The sequence below is a fragment of the Serratia sp. H402Y genome, assembly GCF_051172415.1.
In the GTDB taxonomy this organism is placed as follows: domain Bacteria; phylum Pseudomonadota; class Gammaproteobacteria; order Enterobacterales; family Enterobacteriaceae; genus Serratia; species Serratia ureilytica.
In genome coordinates this window covers 396,654-413,990 of the sequence record NZ_JBPIYZ010000001.1, presented here as the reverse complement: position 1 = coordinate 413,990, position 17,337 = coordinate 396,654, and the positions used below count along the sequence as shown (strand labels likewise).

At 62.6% G+C, this 17,337-nt stretch carries 19 protein-coding genes; 8 read left to right on the top strand and 11 right to left on the bottom strand.

The annotated features are described in order from the left end of the window. Positions 1-63 precede the first annotated feature (63 nt). Both ACSBQS_RS02125 and ACSBQS_RS02120 read left to right on the top strand, forming a co-directional pair. Entirely contained in the window at positions 64-774 is a 711-nt protein-coding gene (locus ACSBQS_RS02125; RefSeq protein WP_033642235.1) for an ATP-binding cassette domain-containing protein, read from the top strand. A 129-nt stretch (positions 775-903) separates the two neighbouring features. After that, the gene (locus ACSBQS_RS02120; RefSeq protein WP_147837720.1) at positions 904-2,538 is read left to right on the top strand and encodes a hypothetical protein; all 1,635 of its coding nucleotides are present in this window, start codon (positions 904-906) and stop codon (positions 2,536-2,538) included. 53 nt (positions 2,539-2,591) lie between these two features. Here ACSBQS_RS02120 and bioD read toward each other — a convergent pair whose 3' ends face one another. From bioD to bioB, 4 genes are read right to left on the bottom strand one after another with little or no spacing between them, the layout of a single operon-like run. Further along, positions 2,592-3,272 (bottom strand): dethiobiotin synthase, encoded by a 681-nt coding sequence (gene bioD, locus ACSBQS_RS02115; RefSeq protein ID WP_033642233.1) that lies wholly within the window; start codon positions 3,270-3,272, stop codon positions 2,592-2,594. After that, a complete protein-coding gene (bioC, locus tag ACSBQS_RS02110; protein WP_047025676.1) occupies positions 3,265-4,032 on the bottom strand; it encodes a malonyl-ACP O-methyltransferase BioC in 768 nt (255 codons plus the stop codon). The genes bioD and bioC overlap by 8 nt, the downstream gene beginning before the upstream one ends. Beyond that, positions 4,016-5,167, bottom strand: coding sequence for an 8-amino-7-oxononanoate synthase (gene bioF, locus ACSBQS_RS02105; RefSeq protein ID WP_147880385.1), 1,152 nt, complete (start codon positions 5,165-5,167; stop codon positions 4,016-4,018). Before bioF ends, bioC begins: the two co-directional genes overlap by 17 nt. Further along, the gene (gene bioB / locus ACSBQS_RS02100; protein ID WP_033652413.1) at positions 5,167-6,204 is read right to left on the bottom strand and encodes a biotin synthase BioB; all 1,038 of its coding nucleotides are present in this window, start codon (positions 6,202-6,204) and stop codon (positions 5,167-5,169) included. The genes bioF and bioB overlap by 1 nt, the downstream gene beginning before the upstream one ends. 88 nt (positions 6,205-6,292) lie before the next feature. On the opposite strand from bioB, the gene bioA reads away from it, so the two are divergent. Continuing rightward, positions 6,293-7,567, top strand: coding sequence for an adenosylmethionine--8-amino-7-oxononanoate transaminase (gene bioA, locus ACSBQS_RS02095; protein ID WP_089196737.1), 1,275 nt, complete (start codon positions 6,293-6,295; stop codon positions 7,565-7,567). 4 nt (positions 7,568-7,571) lie between these two features. Here bioA and ACSBQS_RS02090 read toward each other — a convergent pair whose 3' ends face one another. Both ACSBQS_RS02090 and ACSBQS_RS02085 read right to left on the bottom strand, forming a co-directional pair. After that, positions 7,572-7,973 carry a YkvA family protein gene (locus ACSBQS_RS02090; RefSeq protein WP_047025679.1) on the bottom strand — a complete coding sequence of 134 codons (402 nt, stop codon included), beginning with the start codon at positions 7,971-7,973 and terminating at the stop codon, positions 7,572-7,574. A 2-nt stretch (positions 7,974-7,975) separates the two neighbouring features. Further along, positions 7,976-8,251: a metal/formaldehyde-sensitive transcriptional repressor gene (locus ACSBQS_RS02085; protein ID WP_025301915.1), complete on the bottom strand. Its 276-nt coding sequence runs from the start codon at positions 8,249-8,251 to the stop codon at positions 7,976-7,978. Positions 8,252-8,329: 78 nt separating this feature from the next. Here ACSBQS_RS02085 and dmeF point away from each other — a divergent pair, with 78 nt between their 5' ends. Continuing rightward, positions 8,330-9,301, top strand: coding sequence for a CDF family Co(II)/Ni(II) efflux transporter DmeF (gene dmeF, locus ACSBQS_RS02080; RefSeq protein ID WP_147837718.1), 972 nt, complete (start codon positions 8,330-8,332; stop codon positions 9,299-9,301). Positions 9,302-9,333: 32 nt separating this feature from the next. Next, complete coding sequence (locus ACSBQS_RS02075; RefSeq protein WP_042783877.1) at positions 9,334-9,816, top strand: kinase inhibitor; 483 nt, start codon at positions 9,334-9,336, stop codon at positions 9,814-9,816. A 64-nt stretch (positions 9,817-9,880) separates the two neighbouring features. Here ACSBQS_RS02075 and pgl read toward each other — a convergent pair whose 3' ends face one another. Further along, on the bottom strand, positions 9,881-10,876 hold the full coding sequence (gene pgl, locus ACSBQS_RS02070; protein ID WP_170853364.1) for a 6-phosphogluconolactonase: 996 nt from the start codon (positions 10,874-10,876) through the stop codon (positions 9,881-9,883). Positions 10,877-11,054: 178 nt separating this feature from the next. On the opposite strand from pgl, the gene ACSBQS_RS02065 reads away from it, so the two are divergent. Next, a complete protein-coding gene (locus ACSBQS_RS02065) occupies positions 11,055-11,873 on the top strand; it encodes a pyridoxal phosphatase (RefSeq protein WP_033652412.1) in 819 nt (272 codons plus the stop codon). A gap of 31 nt (positions 11,874-11,904) precedes the next feature. Here ACSBQS_RS02065 and modC read toward each other — a convergent pair whose 3' ends face one another. From modC to ACSBQS_RS02045, 4 genes are all read right to left on the bottom strand, one after another. Further along, positions 11,905-12,972: a molybdenum ABC transporter ATP-binding protein ModC gene (modC, locus tag ACSBQS_RS02060; RefSeq protein ID WP_342163229.1), complete on the bottom strand. Its 1,068-nt coding sequence runs from the start codon at positions 12,970-12,972 to the stop codon at positions 11,905-11,907. Beyond that, positions 12,973-13,662, bottom strand: a complete 690-nt coding sequence (modB, locus tag ACSBQS_RS02055; protein ID WP_047025682.1) for a molybdate ABC transporter permease subunit — start codon at positions 13,660-13,662, stop codon at positions 12,973-12,975. Then, a complete protein-coding gene (modA, locus tag ACSBQS_RS02050; protein WP_170853365.1) occupies positions 13,659-14,432 on the bottom strand; it encodes a molybdate ABC transporter substrate-binding protein in 774 nt (257 codons plus the stop codon). The genes modB and modA overlap by 4 nt, the downstream gene beginning before the upstream one ends. Before the next feature lie 158 nt (positions 14,433-14,590). Further along, positions 14,591-14,740, bottom strand: coding sequence for an AcrZ family multidrug efflux pump-associated protein (locus tag ACSBQS_RS02045; RefSeq protein WP_004939813.1), 150 nt, complete (start codon positions 14,738-14,740; stop codon positions 14,591-14,593). Positions 14,741-14,932: 192 nt separating this feature from the next. On the opposite strand from ACSBQS_RS02045, the gene modE reads away from it, so the two are divergent. Further along, positions 14,933-15,724, top strand: a complete 792-nt coding sequence (modE, locus tag ACSBQS_RS02040) for a molybdenum-dependent transcriptional regulator (protein WP_342163232.1) — start codon at positions 14,933-14,935, stop codon at positions 15,722-15,724. A gap of 90 nt (positions 15,725-15,814) precedes the next feature. After that, positions 15,815-17,302, top strand: a complete 1,488-nt coding sequence (gene modF, locus ACSBQS_RS02035; protein ID WP_042785657.1) for a molybdate ABC transporter ATP-binding protein ModF — start codon at positions 15,815-15,817, stop codon at positions 17,300-17,302. Positions 17,303-17,337: the final 35 nt, after the last annotated feature.

Below are 17,337 nucleotides of genomic sequence, written 5' to 3'. Positions count from 1 at the left end.
CGGCCTTTGCAGCACCCCACCAACGAGTGGAACGGGCGCCTATGTCTATGAGGAGAATGCCACATGCTGAGTCTGAGATCGGTCAATCAATTTTACGGGCAAAATCATACCCTGTGGGACATCAACCTGGAGCTGCCGCGCGGCCAGTGCACCGTGCTGCTCGGGCGCAACGGCGTGGGCAAGACCACGCTGGTCAACTGCATCATGGGGCATTTGCCGGTGGTGAGCGGCAGCATGACCTGGCAGCCGGCGGATCAGCCGCCGCAAAACCTGCTGCTGCAACCGATGGAGCGCCGCGCCGCACTCGGCATCAGCCACGTCCCGCAAGGGCGGCAACTCTTCTCGCAGCTGAGCGTGGAAGAGAATCTGCAAGTGGCGCAGATGGCCGTGCGCGGCGCCCCTTACCGCATTCCGCCGCTGATCTACAGCCTGTTTCCCAATTTGCGCCAGATGCGCACCCGCCGCGCCGGCGATCTGTGCGAAGGCGCTCAACGCCAGTTGGCGATTGGTCGTGCGCTGGCGCAGGAGCCGGCACTGCTGATCCTCGACGAACCGACGACGGGCGTACCGCCCTCGATCGCCGCCGACATCGGCAACGTGATCCGCAGGCTCAACTATGAGTTGGGCATGACCATTTTGCTGGTAGAGCATCAGCTGCCGTTCGTGCGCCGGGTGGCGGATCGTTTTTGTCTGCTCGATAGCGGGCGCACCGTGGCGCACGGCGCGCTGGCGCAGCTGGATGAGGCGCTGATCGGCGCCGGGCTGGCGGAGTGAGTGCTCGGGTTAGCGATTAGGTTGCTGTTGTATCAGTCACGGCCGGTCTGCGCCCAATAGGCATGGGCCGGCCATCTTTTCATACTCGATAGGGGTCACACCGACACCATAATATCGAGGGATGTAAGCATGACAGACAACAACGCGGCATTTATTCAATACGCGGATTTGCGCAACAAAAACTGGAGCCTGCAGGAACGTCTTAATATTGAAGGCATTTACGTCAGTTCGCGCGACGAACTGGTCGGCGCACAAGACTTTATCATCAAAACGTTAAAACGCCCTGCGATTGTCAGATTCGCCGCGCCTTTTGCCCTTTGGACGGCGCCTAAAACCGATATCAATGTCGGATTCGTCTATATCGACGGCAACGGCGTCAACGTCACTACCGAGATCCCCAACGGCACGGAAAGCGACCATAACTATTTCCTGCGCTGCTATACCAGCAACGGCGCGCTGGATAGCAACGTTCCTATTCGCCCGGCGCCTATCATGAAAGATTTCACCGTAAAGGGCACCGGCGCCAGGATTAACAACAGCAAAGATGAAACGACGATCGAATACACCTATATCGACGGCGTCCGTTTCGATTCGCCTGAAGGCCCGCTGGGCAACTTTTCCGTCAATAACGTCTATATTTCCGGCTTCTACTACGGCCTGTACTACGGTACCAATGCCTATATCGCCCACCACTACGCCTGTGAAGTCATTCGCTGTTTTGAGTGCCTGCATATGCCTTCAACGAACAGCGGCGCCCAAAACTTCGGTGAAGGCATCAACTTCTTCGGTGGCACCCTCGGCAATTCCCAGGGGCTGGCCGTTCGCAACGCTAACCCCAACGGCGCCTTCCGCCTGTTCGGCACTTCGATCGACTATGCCGGCTCGATTGCCGACGTTGAGGCCGGTAGCATTGAATTGCATGGCTGCCATATGGAATTCAACAACGGTAATAGTCCGCTCACGGAAATTCCCTTCCGTTGCAGCGCCAATCAAAATGCATCGCTGTTGATTCACGGCGGCGAAATCATCGTCGCCGGCGGCCGACTGGCGCAAGCGTCGCTGTTTTACGCCGAGGCCGGCAGTAGCGGGATTATCGTCGACAGCGTGAAGTTCTATGGCGTACGAACCGCCAGCGGCCGCTATTTCAGCGGTACCGGCGACTTTGTCATCGTCAATAGTCGACTGGATGGCGGTGGGGGTGGCGCCGGGATCCAGACGCTGGTCGGCGCCGTGAATAACAAGTTAAAAGACGGTGAGTTCGCCTTTTCCGCTAAGCCGTTTGGCTGGGAAGTGACAGGCGGCACGATCAGCGAGCCCTTTACCTCAGACGCAGTGACTATCAGTATCGAAGCCGGCGCGGGCGTCAACGGCAGCAATGCCCTGAAAGTGACCAAGTTGGGCAACGCCAATACCAACGCCGGAGTGAGAGTGATCGTGCCCGCCGCGCAATATGAGCAGCTGGGCGCCTGTTTTACCCTGAAAACGGTCAACGGCGGTACCGGCAATCTGTTCGCGACGCTGCAATATGCCTGTATCCAGGACCATGCGGACAACGGCGTCTCGCTCATCGCCAAAGCCGCGCCGGCAGCCTGGGACGCCGCCTTGAAAGCCGATGCTTACGCCGAGTACACCGAATATCGTTTCAACGCCAATCGACGAAAAGTCCCGGTCTGGGCGACCCATGTCATCCTGACGTTCAACCTGTTTGCCCTGGCGAAAAATGGCGTGCTTTATCTCGATAACGCCTGTATTACCGCTATGTAAAAGCCAACGCCGGGTCATAAGACCCGGCGTTGTGATTCATCAGCCAGAACCTCTCACTGCGCCAGCAAGCTGATATCCAGATACTGCCCCAGCGGCGCCCGTTCGGCCTGCGGCAGGTGCGGGATTTCGCCCAGCAGCGGCGCGGGCAGCATACGGCGCAGCGTAGCCAGGTATTCCTGATGCCGCCGCCCCGGCGGCGCCACGTCGTTGGCGATCCAACCGGCCAGCGTCAGCCCGGCCTGTTGCACCGCCTGGGCCGTCAGCACCGCGTGGTTGATGCAGCCCAGCTTGATGCCCACCACCAGGATCACCGGCAGTTGCTCTTGCCGCACCCAGTCGGCGAAGGTGTACTCCGCCGACAACGGGGTAAACCACCCGCCGGCCCCCTCGACCAGCACCCAATCGGCGCGCTGCTCCAGCCGGCGCAGGCCGTCGGACAGCCGCGCCGCGTCGATCGGCCGGCCTTCATCGGCGCTGACGATATGCGGCGAGGTCGGTTCGGCAAATACGTAAGGGTTCACTTCGTCGTAATCCAGCGCCACGCCGCTGTTGGCCTGCAGCGCCAGCGCGTCGCCGTTGCGCAGCCCCTCGGCGGTCATCTCGCTGCCGGAGGCCACCGGCTTATAGCCGGCGCTGCGGTAGCCCGCCCGGTTGGCGGCCTGCAGCAAGGCGCTGCTGGCGACGGTTTTCCCCACTTCGGTGTCGGTGCCGGTCACGAACCAACGTTTACTCACGATAAATCACTCCATAAGCCAGATGATAGCTGAGCGGGAACTGCCCCTGCCGACACGGGTAAGCCGCCTGCAGCGCGGCGAGGCGGCCGCGCGACATCAGGCCGCCCTCGCGCCCCTGATGCAAATGCGTCGCCCCGATGCCCTTGAGCGAACGCATCAGCGTCATCACGTCCGGGTAATTCAGGATACGCAACTCCGTCACCAGTTCGTGTCGATAGGCGGCGCAGGCGGTGCGGATCTGCGTCAACGGCAAAAAGGCGTTCACGTGACGTTCGCCGTCCACCTGTTGCCAGGCGTCCCCCAATTCCTGCAGCGAGCCCGCCGCCAGCGTGGAAAACAGGATCACGCCGCCGGGACGGGTCACGCGATACAGCTCTGCCAGCGCGGCAGGCAGATCGCTGCACCACTGCACCACCAGGCTGCTGAAACAGATGTCCATCGCCGCATCGGGTAGCGGCACCTGTTCGATATCGCCCAGCAGATAATGATGCGCCGCCTGCCGTTGGCGGGCGACGTCCAGCATGCCCGGCGCCAAATCGAGCGCGGTCACCCGTTTGCCGCGCTCACGCCACATACGGCTGAAATAGCCGGTGCCGCAGCCGGCGTCCAGCAGCTGTTCGCCCGAGTGGGAACTCCCCATCCCCAGTAAGCGCTCGCCAACGTCACGCTGCAGCTCGGCGGCGGCGTCGTAGCTGCCGGCCGCGCGGCTGAAGGCCGAGGCGACCGCCTGTTTGTTCACTGTGTCATTGGCTGACGTCATTCAGCACCTCCAGCAGGCGATCGATATCCTGCGGCTGATGCGCCGCCGTCAGGGTAATGCGCAGCCGCGCGCCGCCCGGGGGCACCGTCGGCGGACGGATGGCGCTCACCCACAGGCCGCACTCGCGCAGGCGGGTCGCCAGATCGAGCGCGCGTTGATTGTCCCCCACCAGCAGCGGCTGGATGGCGGTGTCGGAATCCGTCAGGGTCAGCGCCAGCGGCGCCGCGCCCTGACGGAAACGCCGAATGTTGTCCTGCAGCCGGGTGCGCAGATCATCGCCCTCGCGAATGCAGACCAGCGCCGCCTGCAGCGCGCAGGCCTGCGCCGGCGGCATCGCGGTGCTGTAGATCAGATGGCGGGCGAACTGCAGCAGATACTCGGCGGTCGCCTCATCGCACAGCACCGCCGCGCCGCTGACGCCGAACGCCTTGCCGAAGGTCGCCACCAGCAGTTCAGGCCGCACGCCCTGCTGCCAGCAGCTGCCGCGGCCTTGTTCGCCGCGCACGCCGATGCCGTGGGCGTCGTCCACCATCAACCAGGCGCCCGCCGCACGGGTTAAGCGATGCAGCTCTGCCAACGGCGCGCCGTCGCCATCCATGCTGAACACCCCTTCAGTGACCGCCAGCCGCTGCCCGTCGCAGGGTTTGGCCAGCAGATCCGCCAAGGCCTGCGGTTGATTGTGCTGGAACCGGCGCAGCTCGGCCGGCGACTGCGCCGCCGCCTCCAGCAGCGAGGCATGGCTGAGACGATCGGCCAAAATGCGATCGCCCTTTTGCATCAACGCCGCCAGCACCGCCTGGTTGGCGGCGTAGCCGGAGATGAACAGCAGCGCGCGCGGATAGCCGAGCCAAGCCGCCAGTTGCTCTTCCAGCGCCTGATGCGCCGCGCTAAAACCGGTCACGTGGCCCGAACCGCCGCTGCCGACGCCGTAACGCTGCGCGCCCTGCTGCCAGGCGGCGATCACCCGCGCATCCTGGCTCAAGCCCAGGTAGTCGTTGCCCGAGAAGTTCAGATAGAGACGATCGCCGAGCCGGATCTGGCGGCCGTTGCCGCCCTCGGTGGTCTGTCGCCGGCGGTAGGCGGCGTTCAGGCGCCGCTCAGCCAGCGCCTGCTCGATGCGTTGCTGCCAGCTCATCACGGCGCCGCGTTGTAAAACTCGGCGGTATCGGCGTTCAGCAGTTGCTTGGCCAGCACCTGCTGTTGCTGGTTGTCGCCGTGTTCGGTGGCGGTCTGCTGCGGGTTGAGCCCCAGCTTGCGGAACAGCTGCAGGTCTTTGTCTTCTTCCGGATTCGGCGTGGTCAGCAGCTTGCAACCGTAGAAGATCGAGTTGGCGCCGGCCATGAAGCACATCGCCTGCGTCTGTTCGTTCATCTGTTCGCGGCCTGCGGAGAGACGGACATAAGAAGATGGCATCATGATGCGCGCCACCGCGATGGTGCGGATGAAATCAAACGGATCGACGTCATCGTTATCCGCCAGCGGCGTGCCTTTCACCTTCACCAACATGTTGATCGGCACGCTCTCCGGTGGTTTTGGCAGGTTGGCCAGCTGCACCAGCAGCCCGGCGCGATCGCGCACCGTTTCACCCAGCCCGACGATGCCGCCGGAGCACACTTTGATGCCGGCGTCGCGCACCTTGTCGAGCGTATCCAGGCGCTCCTGGTAGCTGCGGGTGGTGATGATGTTGCCGTAGAACTCCGGCGAGGTGTCGAGGTTATGGTTGTAGTAATCCAGCCCGGCCTCCGCCAGCCGCTCGGCCTGGGTGCCGTCCAGCGTGCCCAGCGTCATGCAGGTTTCCATGCCCATCGCTTTCACGCCCTGCACCATTTGCTGCAGATAAGGCATATCGCGCTCGTGCGGGTTCTTCCACGCCGCGCCCATGCAAAAACGGGTCGAACCGTTCGCCTTGGCCTTGCGCGCCGATTCCAGCACCTGCTCGACCTGCATCAGCCGCTCCGACTCCAGGCCGGTCTTGTAGCGTGAGCTCTGCGGGCAGTATTTGCAGTCTTCCGGGCAAGCGCCGGTCTTGATCGACAGCAGCGTGCTGACCTGCACCTGACGCGGGTCGAAGTGCTGGCGGTGTACGGTTTGCGCTTCGAACAGCAGTTCCAGCAGCGGTTTATCAAACAGGGCCTGGGCTTGCCCTACTGTCCAGTGAATGCGGTCGGCCATCATGGCGTCTCCAAAACGAAAAAGTGTCGCCAGTTTAAATATTGTGGATATACTGTCAACCAATCTTAATCCAATTTGGTTTACAACAATGTCTGTCACCGCTTCCGACCTGGCGTTTGACCAACGCCATATCTGGCACCCCTACACCTCCATGAGCCGCCCGTTACCCTGTTACCCGATCGAATCGGCCAGCGGCGTCGAACTGCAGCTGGCGGACGGCCGGAGTCTGGTGGACGGCATGTCCTCCTGGTGGGCGGCGATCCACGGTTACAACCATCCGCGCCTGAATCAGGCCGCCAGCCAGCAGTTGGAGAAGATGTCGCACGTGATGTTCGGCGGCATTACCCATCCGGCCGCCATCTCGTTGTGCCGTCGGCTGGTGGAAATGACGCCGGAAGCGCTGCAGTGCGTGTTCCTGGCGGACTCTGGTTCGGTGGCGGTAGAAGTGTCGCTGAAAATGGCGCTGCAGTACTGGCAGGCGCGCGGCGAGCGCCGGCAGCGCATCCTGACGCTGCGCCACGGCTATCACGGCGATACCTTCGGCGCGATGTCGGTCTGCGATCCGGACAACTCGATGCACAGCCTCTATCAGGGGTATTTGGCGCCGCACCTGTTCGCCACCGCGCCGCAGTGCCGCTTCGACGAGGAATGGCGTGAAGAGGATATCGCGCCGTTCACCGCGCTGCTGGAACAGCACGCCGGTGAAGTGGCGGCGGTGATCCTGGAACCGGTGGTGCAAGGCGCCGGCGGCATGCGCATCTACCATCCGACCTATCTCAAGCGGGTGCGCGAGCTGTGCGATCGCCATCAGGTGCTGCTGATCGCCGACGAGATCGCCACCGGCTTCGGCCGCACCGGCAAGCTGTTCGCCTGCGAGCACGCGCAGGTGGTGCCGGACATTCTCTGTCTGGGCAAGGCGCTGACCGGCGGCTATATGACCCTTTCCGCCACCTTGACTACCCGCCATGTGGCGGAGACCATCAGCAACGGCGCGGCCGGCTGCTTTATGCACGGGCCGACCTTTATGGGCAATCCGCTGGCCTGCGCCGTGGCGGACGCCAGTCTGGCGCTGCTGGCGGAAAATCGCTGGCAGGCGCAGGTGAGCGCCATCGAAACCCAGTTGAAGCGGGAACTGTTGCCGTTGGCGGCGCTGCCGAAGGTGGCCGACGTGCGGGTGCTGGGCGCGATTGGGGTGCTGGAGATGCGCGAACCGGTGGATGTCGCCGAGCTGCAGCGCGGGTTCGTCGAGCGCGGGGTATGGATCCGGCCGTTCGGCAAGCTGATTTACCTGATGCCGCCTTACATCATCGAAGCGGACCAGCTCAGCCGCCTGACCGCCGCCGTCGCCGCCGCCGCGCGTTAATGCCTTACCAATGCTGGTCCAGATAGCGGGCCAGCAATCCCAAACACAGCAGCCACAGTACAATGATCATCGCCGCCGCCATGCGGCCGGTGGGATTATCGACGCGCTTTTGCGCCTTCTCGCGCAGCTCGGCCATCAGCGGTTTGGGGATCAGCCGCACCGCCAACATGATGCCCAACGGCACGATGATCACATCGTCCAGATAGCCCAGCACCGGAATAAAATCCGGGATCAGATCGATCGGTGAGATCGCATAGCCGGCCACCAGCAGCGCGATCAGCTTGGCGTACCACGGGGTGCGCTTATCACGGGCGGCAAGCCACAGCGCGTAGATATCGCGCTTGATGCCTTTGGCCCAACGGCGCAGCCAGCCGAACCACGGCGTGCGTTTTTTCAGTGAAATCATGATTACTTCATATAAGAACGTAAAACGGTCATCAATTGCTCGATGTCCTGCTCGCGCTGCTGCGGCGTAGCGTCCGCGGCAGCCAGATGTTCGCGCACATGCCCTTCCAGCACCTGCGCCATCAGGCCGTTGACCGCGCCGCGCACCGCCGCGATCTGCTGCAGAACAGCCGAACATTCGCCGCCGCTCTCCAGCGCGCGCTCCAGCGCTTCGGCCTGCCCTTTAATGCGGCGCACCCGCGCCAACAGCTTCTTTTGATCTCTGTGGGTATGGCTCATCATTTCCGCCTGATTGTTATTTACTATACTGGGGTATAGTATATTTCAGCACACTATCTTTTGCTGAGGAACTTCACCATGACGTCTCACGCGCCCGTTTTGCACCGCGAGCACAGCCACGTTTTTGACGATGGTAACCCATTGGCCGAAAGAAACACCAGATGGGCGGTGATACTCACCGCCAGTATGATGGCTATCGAGATCGCCGGCGGCTGGCTGTTTAACTCGATGGCGCTGCTGGCCGACGGCTGGCACATGAGTTCGCACGCGCTGGCCCTGGGCCTGTCGGTACTGGCTTACGGCGCCGCACGCCGGCTGGCCAAGGATCGCCGCTTTAGCCTCGGCACCTGGAAGATCGAAGTGCTGGCCGGTTACACCAGCGCGGTGTTGTTGGTGCTGGTGGCGGCGCTGATGCTGTTTCAGTCTGGGCAGCGGCTGCTGAATCCTAGCCCGATTCATTACAACGAAGCCATCGCCATCGGCGCGATCGGGCTGGCCGTCAACCTGCTCTGCGCCTGGCTGTTGCGCGGCGGCGGCCACCATCATCATCATCACGGGGATGACCACGACGACACTCATCATGACCTCAACCTGCGTTCCGCCTATGTTCACGTGCTCGCCGACGCCGCCACCTCGGTGCTGGCGCTCGTCGCGCTGTTCGGCGGCAAGCTTTGGGGCGCCGCCTGGCTCGATCCGCTGATGGGCATCGTCGGCGCGGCGATGGTGGCCGCCTGGGCCTATAGCCTGATGCGCGATAGCGGAAAGATTTTGCTGGATGCCGAAATGGACGCCCCGGTGGCGCAAGAGATCCGCCAGGCCCTGGCCGCTTCCGGCCACGCGCTCACGCTGACCGATTTGCATGTAGGCCGCATCGGCAAAGGAAAATATCATTGCGTCCTCGCCCTGAGCAGCGCCGATCGCGCCCTCACCGCCGATCGGGTGCGCCAACTGTTGGCCGCGCATCCCGAACTGGTGCATGTCACCGTCGAGATCAACCGTCCGCCGCTGGCGCAAGGGGTTGTATTGTTCCACCGAAAAGATCTAGCTTAAGGGTCCGCGTTTATCGACAACTGGGAGTCATTATGGCTTTTCGTTTGTACAGCAACGATCTGCAGGACGGCGGCACAATGCCGCAGACTCAGGTCTTCAACGGCATGGGCTACCGCGGCGATAACCTGTCGCCGCACCTGGCCTGGGACGGCGTGCCCGCCGGCACCAAAAGCTTCGTCGTCACCCTGTACGATCCCGATGCCCCGACCGGCTCCGGCTGGTGGCACTGGGTGGTGGCCAATATTCCGGCCGACGTGCGCGAGCTGCCGCAGGGCGCAGGCTCCGGCAAAGCGCCGTTGCCGAGCGCCGCGCTGCAAACCCGTACCGACTTCGGCTCGGCCGGTTACGGCGGCGCCGCGCCGCCGAATGGCGAACGCCACCGCTATCAGTTCACCGTGCATGCGCTGGACGTGGAAAGCATTGAGGTGGATGAAGGTTCCAGCGGCGCGTTGGTGGGCTTTAACGTGCATTTCCACAGCCTCGGCAGCGCCACGCTGACGGTGATGTTCAACTGATTGATCTCCGCCCATAAAAAAGCGCGGCTCAACCGAACCGCGCTTTTCTGCTCTGCCCGCCGAATTACTTCGCCAGCACGCTTACCCACATCGGGCCTTTGCCCACCGGATAACGCGCCAACATAGTCAGCTGACCGCTGGCCTGATCAATTTCATGCACCGCGATGTGATCGGACTTCTGGCCGGACGAAATCACGAAGCGGCCGCTGTGATCGATATTGAAACCGCGCGGTTGCGCTTCGGTCGGATAATAGCCGACCACGCTCAACGTGCCGCCGTCTTCGGAGACGCTGAAGAGGGTCAGAATGCTGGCGGTGCGATCGCTGGTGTACAGGAAGCGGCCGTTCGGCGTGATATGAATGTCCGCCGCCCAGCGGGTGCCGTCGAAATCGTCCGGCATGATATCCAGCGTTTGCGTCATGGTGTATTTGCCGCCGTTTTCCGAAATGGCCAGTACGTCCACCGTGCCGTTCAGCTCGTTGACGCAATAAGCGAACTTGTCGTTGTGGTGGAACGCCATATGGCGCGGACCGGCGCCGGCGGCGATATCCACCGCGTCCTGCGCGTGCGGCGTCAGCTGGCCCGCCAGGCTCAGGTTGAACAGACGGATGCGGTCTTCTTTCAGACACGGCACCAGCACCAGCTGGTTGGTCGGATCGATGTTGGCGGAGTGCGGCGCGCTCAGGCCGTCGATCTGTTGGATCGGCGCCGTGACCACGCCGTCGTGGCCGATCGGGCTGATGCTGGCGCAGTTGCCGCTGTAGGAAGCGGAGAACAGGTAACGCCCCTGCAAATCGGTGGAGATATGGGTCGGGCTGCCCGGCAGCGGCGCCATGCCGGCCTGCTGCAGCGTGCCGTCCGCCTCGATGCGGTAGCTGACGATGCCGAACGCCGGACGCACGCCGACGTACAGGTGAGTCTTGTCCGGATGAAGGGTCATCGGCTGCACCTGGCCCGGCACGTCAACGGTTTGCAGCAGCGTCAGCGCGCCGGCGTCGTCCAACTGCCAGACGTGGATCTGCTGGCTCTCCGGGCTGGCGACATAAACGATTTGCTTCATGTGTTCTCCTTGCAAAGGGTAAAAGAGGAACCGGTTTCAGGCCGTTCGATTGTCCCTAGCTTACCGCACATCCGTCGCATGGCAACCCTGCTTAGCACCGGAAGCTCACGCGGTTTTCTCCATTGGCTATCCGGTGTACCATCGGATTAATTTTATGGCTAACGATAACGAGAACCCTATGAGCTACCGCGTCATCGCCCTCGATCTTGACGGCACCCTGCTGGACAATCAAAAACGCATCTTACCGCAGTCGCTGGAAGCGCTGGCGCAGGCGCGCGCCGCCGGCGTCCAGGTGGTGGTGGTCACCGGCCGCCATCACGTCGCCATCCATCCGTTCTACCAGGCGCTGCAGATTGACACGCCGGCCATCTGTTGCAACGGCACTTACCTGTATGATTTTCAGCAGAAAAAGGTGCTGGCCGCCGATCCCTTGGCGAAGGAGCAGGCCAAACAGGTGCTGCAGATGCTCAAACAGACCGACATTCACGGGCTGATGTACGTTGACGACGCCATGCTGTATCAGGAACCGAGCGGCCACGTGACTCGCTCGCTGGCCTGGGCCGAAACCCTGCCTGCGGCGCAGCGCCCGACGCTGCTGCAGGTCGGCAGCCTGGCGCAGGCGGCCGACGACGCGCAGGCGATCTGGAAATTCGCCACCTCGCACGCCGATATTCCGGCGCTGCGCGAGTTTGCCGACACGGTGGAAAAAGAGCTGGGGTTGGCGTGCGAATGGTCCTGGCACGATCAGGTGGATATCGCCAAAGGCGGCAACAGCAAAGGCAAGCGCCTGCGCCAATGGGTGGAATCGCAGGGACTGAGCATGGATCAGGTGGTGGCGTTCGGCGACAACTACAACGACATCAGCATGCTGGAAGCGGTCGGTTTGGGCGTGGCGATGGGCAACGCCGATGACGCGATCAAGGAACGCGCCGATCTGGTGATCGCCGATAACCTGCAGCCGGGCATCGCCGAGGTGATCCGCACCCGCGTACTCTAGTCTTTTCGCCCTCCCGCCGGGAGGGCCTGTCTTAGCGGCTCTCGCGGCTGATCGACACGCTCTTCACCTGCGCGTACAGCCACTGCCCGGGGCGGATCGCCAGTTCGTCTCGCGCCCACGGCGTGATGCGCGCCCACAGCACGTGTTCCCCGACCGCCAGCTTCACTTCCACCTGCCCGCCCACGTCCAGACACTCGCTGACCTTGGCCGGCAACACGTTGCGAATGCTGCTGTTGACCGGCGGTTGCAGCACCAGCGAGACGTCGGCGGCGTTGATACGAATGCGCAGTTGGGTGCCCAATTCGGCGTCGATGCCGCTGACCCACAGCCGCTGATCGCCGAGCGCCAGCGCGGTCATAGCATAGCGTTGATGATGCTCAATCACGCTGACGCGCAGCACGCTGCTCTGATCTTCACGCTGCAGCCACGGCCGCAGCGCGCTGCTGGCCCAGACGGCTTCCAGCCCGCCGAACGCGCGCACCTCGCCGCGCTCCAGCACCATCACCTGCTCGGCCAGACGCAGGATCTCGTCCAGGCTGTGGCTGACGTAGAGGATAGGGATGTTGACGTCCTGCGCCAGCCTCTCCAGATACGGCAGCAGCTCGCGTTTGCGCGGCAGATCGAGCGAGGCCAGCGGTTCGTCCATCAGCAGCAGTTCCGGCGCGGTCAGCAGCGCGCGGCCGATCGCCACCCGCTGTTTTTCACCGCCGGAGAGCGTCAGCGGCAGCCGATTGAGCAGCGGCCCGATGCCCAACAGCTCGACGATGGTGTTGAACTGCGCGCGCATGCCGGCCGCCATGCCGTACTGCAGGTTGCCGCGCACCCGATAGTGCGGGAACAGGCGCGCATCCTGAAATACATAGCCGATACGGCGCTTTTCCGGCGGCAGGCAGAGGCCCGCGGCGGTATCCACCAGCGTGCGGCCATTAAGCGCGATGCGCCCCTGCTGCAGGCGGGTCAGGCCGCCGATGGCGTTGATCAATGAAGTTTTGCCTGCGCCGGACAGGCCGAAAATCGCGGTGATGCCCTGCGCCGGCAAATCGGCGCGGACGTTGAGATTGAGGTCGCCCAGCTGCTGCGAGAAATCCAGCTCCAGCATTTACACCCCCATCCGTTTGCGGCCCCAGCGGGCCAGCCATTCGGACACCATCAGCGAAGCCAGCGACAGCACGATGGCGATCACGCACAGACGCGCGGCGGCGGCCTCCGCCCCCGGCGTTTCAATCAGCGTATACATCGCCAGCGGAATGGTGCGGGTTTCACCGGGAATGTTGGAGACGAAGGTAATGGTGGCGCCAAACTCCCCCAGCGAACGGGCGAAGGCCAGCACCACGCCGACAATGACGCCGGGCAGCGACAGCGGCAGCGTGATGGTGAAAAATACCCGCCACGGATTGGCGCCCAGCGTGCGCGCCGCCTGTTCCAGCCGGGTATCCACTGCCTCCAGCGCCAGCCGAATGGCGCGCACCATCAGCGGAAACGCCACCACCGCCGACGCCAGCGCGGCACCGCGCCAACTAAAGCTGAAGCTGAAGCCGAACCAATCGTACAGCAGCTCGCCGATGACGCCGCGCCGCCCCATGGCGATCAGCAGCAAATAACCGACCACCACCGGCGGCAGCACCAGCGGCAGGTGAATGACGCCATCGAGCAGCGCCTTGCCGGGAAAACGGCAGCGCACCAGCACCCAGGCCATCAGAATGCCGAACGGCAGGCTGCAGACTACCGCCAAACCGGAAACTTTCAGGCTCAGCTCAACCGCCTGCCACTCGTACTCGCTCAGAATCATTTACGCGGGGTGAATCCATAATGTTCGAAAATAGCGGCCGCTTCCGGGCTCTTCAAATAGGTATAGAAAGCGCTGACCGTCGGATTTTGACGATCTTTCACAATCGCCATCGGATATTCAACCGGTTTGTGGCTGTCTTCCGGGAACACGCCCACCACTTTCACCTTGTCGCTGGCGACCGCGTCGGAACCGTAGACGATGCCGAGCGGCGCTTCACCGCGCTCCACCAACGCCATCGCGCTGCGCACATTGTTGGCGCGCGCCAGTTTAGGCTCCAGCGTGCGCCAGGCGCCCAGATGCTCCAGCGCCTCTTTGGCGTAGATGCCGGCCGGCACGTGATCCGGATCGCCCACCGCCAGGCGGCCGCCGTTCAGCAGTTTGGCCCAATCGGTCTGCTTGTCGATGGCGATCTTGTGTTGTTTATCGTTCTTGGCGGCGATCAGCACCAGTTCGTTGCCCAGCAGCGTATAGCGGGTGTCTTTCACCATCTGCTGCTTGTCGATGGCGTAATCCATCCACTGTTGATCGGCGGAGATAAACAGATCGGCCGGGGCGCCCTGCTCAATTTGGCGCGCCAGCGTCGAGGACGACGCGAAGGAGGAAACCACCTGCACGTCCTTGCCTTTTTGATACTGGGTGGCGATGTCCTGCAGCGCGTTGGTCAGCGACGCGGCGGCGAACACGGTGATCTTTTCCGCCGCCGAGGCCTGAGTCACCAGGCCCGATGCCAACACGATCCCGCCAACCCATTGGGTCCATTGCTGTTTCATTGTTTTTCTCCGCAAGTTAACGTGCATTATCACTCTTCGTTATATAAAAAATAATATAACGTTGCGCGAAAGCTTGTCATGCGGTTTATCGGCAAAGCGTGAGATAACTTGAGGAATGCCCGCCGGGCGATGCCGACGGGTATCGGGATGGGGAACGGTCAGTGCTGGGTGCGGTTTTCTTTCGAACGGCCCACTTTGGAGAAGACGTTGAACACTTCGCCAAAACCGTAGATCAAGCCGAGAATGAGCGCCATGACCACCGGCACCATCACCACGGCGAATAACAGACTTTTCAATAATTCCAACATGATAGCCTCGCTTAACTGCCCATTGAGCGGCAAATGCCTTTCACCGCATATCGGGTTATTCTAACCCAAAAAATCGCTAAAACCGGAGTTATTTTAGCCAGCAAGGCGAAATTGTGATCGGCCAAACGTGCCCTTTGGCGCTTTGCCGCCAAATCGGCGACAATACGATTTTTGCCGCCGACAGGATGCGCTATGCAGGCCGAAATTCTTCTGACTCTCAAACTCCAGCAAAAGCTGTTCGCCGATCCGCGCCGCATCGCGCTGCTGAAACAGGTGCAGCACACCGGCTCCATCAGCCAGGGCGCCAAACTGGCGGGCATCAGCTACAAAAGCGCCTGGGACGCCATCAATGAGATGAACCAACTGGCGGAACAAACGGTGGTGGAACGCGCCACCGGCGGCAAAGGCGGCGGGGGCGCGCATTTGACGCACTACGGCCAACGGCTGATCCAGCTGTACGATCTGCTGGGCCAGGTGCAGCAAAAAGCCTTCGACGTGCTGCAGCAGGACGATCTGCCGCTCGATAGCCTGCTGGCGGCCATCTCGCGCTTCTCGCTGCAAACCAGCGCACGCAATCAGTTTTTCGGCACCGTGATCGAACGCGACCACCAGCAGGTACAGCAGCATCTGGCGATCCAGCTGAACGACGGCAGCACTCGCCTGACGGCGGCCATTACCCAGCAAAGCGCCGATCGGCTGCAGCTGACGCCCGGCAAAGAGGTGCTGGCGCTGATCAAGGCGCCCTGGGTGCGTCTGAGCGTCGATGCGGCCGATAACGCCGACGCGGATAATGCGCTGGCGGGCGTGGTGGCCGGCATTCAGCCGGGCGCCGAACACAGCGAGGTGCTGGTGACGCTGGCGGGCGGCGAAACCCTGTGCGCCACCCTGACGACGGCGGAGCTGCAGCGCCTGCAGCTGAGCGTCGGCGACGCCGTACACGCCCTGTTCAACGCCGATCGGGTGATTGTCGCCACGTTGTGTTAAGCGCAACGTGATGTTGCGTTTTTGTTGATTGACATCACCCGGCAATGCGCCTATTTCTAAGGCAAATAATTGCAAAAAAAGGAACAGGTGATGTCGTCGTTGCACATTTCGCAAGGTTCATTCCGCTTGAGCGATACCCGCACCCTGACGCTGGAAGCGCTGGCGATCCAAGCCGGTGAAAGCTGGGCCTTCGTCGGCGCCAACGGCAGCGGAAAATCCGCCCTGGCGCGCGCGCTGGCCGACGAACTGGTTCTGCTGCGCGGCGAACGCCGCAACGACTTTCAGCATGCGGTGCGCATCTCCTTCGAACAGTTGCAAAAGATGGTCAGCGACGAGTGGCAACGCAACAATACCGATCTGCTCAGCGCGGACGAAGACGACACCGGCCGTACCGCGGCGGAGATCATTCAGGAAGAGGTGAAAGACGTCGCGCGCTGTGAGCGACTGGCCGCGCAATTCGGCATTACCGCCCTGCTGACGCGCCGCTTCAAATACCTGTCTACCGGCGAAACGCGTAAAACCCTGCTGTGCCGCGCGCTGATGCCGCAGCCCGACCTGCTGATCCTCGATGAACCTTTCGACGGGCTGGACGTGCACTCGCGCGCGCAGCTCGCCGCGCTGCTGAGCGAGCTTTCCGCCCAGGGACAGACCGTGGTGCTGGTGCTCAACCGTTTCGACGAAATACCGGATTTTGTCCGGCAGGTGGGCGTGCTGGCGGACTGCACCCTGACCAACCGCGGGCCGCGCAGCCAGGTGATGGCGGACGCGCTGGTGGCGCAGCTGGCGCACAGCGAAAATCTCAGCGGGCTGGCGCTGCCGGAAACGGAGGATCCGACGCAAAAAGAGGCCCTGCCGGCGGATCGTCCGCTGATCGTCCTGCGTGACGGCGTGGTCAGTTATAACGATCGGCCGATCCTCAATCATCTCGACTGGCAGGTTAACCCTGGTGAACACTGGCAGATCGTCGGTCCGAACGGCGCCGGCAAATCCACCCTGCTCAGTTTAATCACCGGCGATCACCCGCAGGGCTACAGCAACGATCTGACGCTGTTCGGCCGCCGCCGCGGCAGCGGGGAAACCATCTGGGAAATCAAACGCCATATCGGCTACGTCAGCAGCAGCCTGCATCTGGATTATCGCGTCAACACCAGCGTGCGCAACGTGGTGCTGTCGGGGTTCTTCGATTCGATCGGCATTTATCAGGCGGTCTCGGATCGCCAGCGGCAGCTGACCGAGCAATGGCTGGCGCTGCTCGGGCTCGACGGCGCGCGCGGTGACGCCCCGTTCCACAGCCTTTCCTGGGGCCAACAGCGGCTGGCGCTGATCGCCCGCGCGCTGGTGAAGCACCCGGCGCTGCTGATCCTCGACGAGCCGCTGCAAGGGTTGGATCCGCTCAATCGCCAGCTGGTGCGCCGCTTCATCGACGTGCTGATCGGCCAGGGCGCCACGCAGTTGCTGTTCGTTTCGCACCATGCCGAAGATGCGCCGCAGTGCATCACCCACCGCCTCAGCTTCGTGCCCGACGGCGAGGGCGGCTACGGCTATCAACACCAGCGGCTGGAGGCGGCCTCCGTCTGAAACGCGGCGTAAACATATCCGGCAACACTTCACCG

Bases quoted from the DNA above. Each gene is read 5' to 3' on its own strand.
- ACSBQS_RS02045 (WP_004939813.1), bottom strand. From the start codon at position 14,740: ATGTTGGAATTATTGAAAAGTCTGTTATTCGCCGTGGTGATGGTGCCG.
- ACSBQS_RS02120 (WP_147837720.1), top strand. From the start codon at position 904: ATGACAGACAACAACGCGGCATTTATTCAATACGCGGATTTGCGCAAC.
- modC (WP_342163229.1), bottom strand. From the start codon at position 12,972: ATGCTGGAGCTGGATTTCTCGCAGCAGCTGGGCGACCTCAATCTCAAC.
- bioB (WP_033652413.1), bottom strand. From the start codon at position 6,204: ATGGCCGACCGCATTCACTGGACAGTAGGGCAAGCCCAGGCCCTGTTT.
- modE (WP_342163232.1), top strand. From the start codon at position 14,933: ATGCAGGCCGAAATTCTTCTGACTCTCAAACTCCAGCAAAAGCTGTTC.
- ACSBQS_RS02085 (WP_025301915.1), bottom strand. From the start codon at position 8,251: ATGAGCCATACCCACAGAGATCAAAAGAAGCTGTTGGCGCGGGTGCGC.
- ACSBQS_RS02065 (WP_033652412.1), top strand. From the start codon at position 11,055: ATGAGCTACCGCGTCATCGCCCTCGATCTTGACGGCACCCTGCTGGAC.
- ACSBQS_RS02090 (WP_047025679.1), bottom strand. From the start codon at position 7,973: ATGATTTCACTGAAAAAACGCACGCCGTGGTTCGGCTGGCTGCGCCGT.
- pgl (WP_170853364.1), bottom strand. From the start codon at position 10,876: ATGAAGCAAATCGTTTATGTCGCCAGCCCGGAGAGCCAGCAGATCCAC.
- modB (WP_047025682.1), bottom strand. From the start codon at position 13,662: ATGATTCTGAGCGAGTACGAGTGGCAGGCGGTTGAGCTGAGCCTGAAA.
- dmeF (WP_147837718.1), top strand. From the start codon at position 8,330: ATGACGTCTCACGCGCCCGTTTTGCACCGCGAGCACAGCCACGTTTTT.
- ACSBQS_RS02075 (WP_042783877.1), top strand. From the start codon at position 9,334: ATGGCTTTTCGTTTGTACAGCAACGATCTGCAGGACGGCGGCACAATG.
- bioF (WP_147880385.1), bottom strand. From the start codon at position 5,167: ATGAGCTGGCAGCAACGCATCGAGCAGGCGCTGGCTGAGCGGCGCCTG.
- bioA (WP_089196737.1), top strand. From the start codon at position 6,293: ATGTCTGTCACCGCTTCCGACCTGGCGTTTGACCAACGCCATATCTGG.
- ACSBQS_RS02125 (WP_033642235.1), top strand. From the start codon at position 64: ATGCTGAGTCTGAGATCGGTCAATCAATTTTACGGGCAAAATCATACC.
- modF (WP_042785657.1), top strand. From the start codon at position 15,815: ATGTCGTCGTTGCACATTTCGCAAGGTTCATTCCGCTTGAGCGATACC.
- bioC (WP_047025676.1), bottom strand. From the start codon at position 4,032: ATGACGTCAGCCAATGACACAGTGAACAAACAGGCGGTCGCCTCGGCC.
- modA (WP_170853365.1), bottom strand. From the start codon at position 14,432: ATGAAACAGCAATGGACCCAATGGGTTGGCGGGATCGTGTTGGCATCG.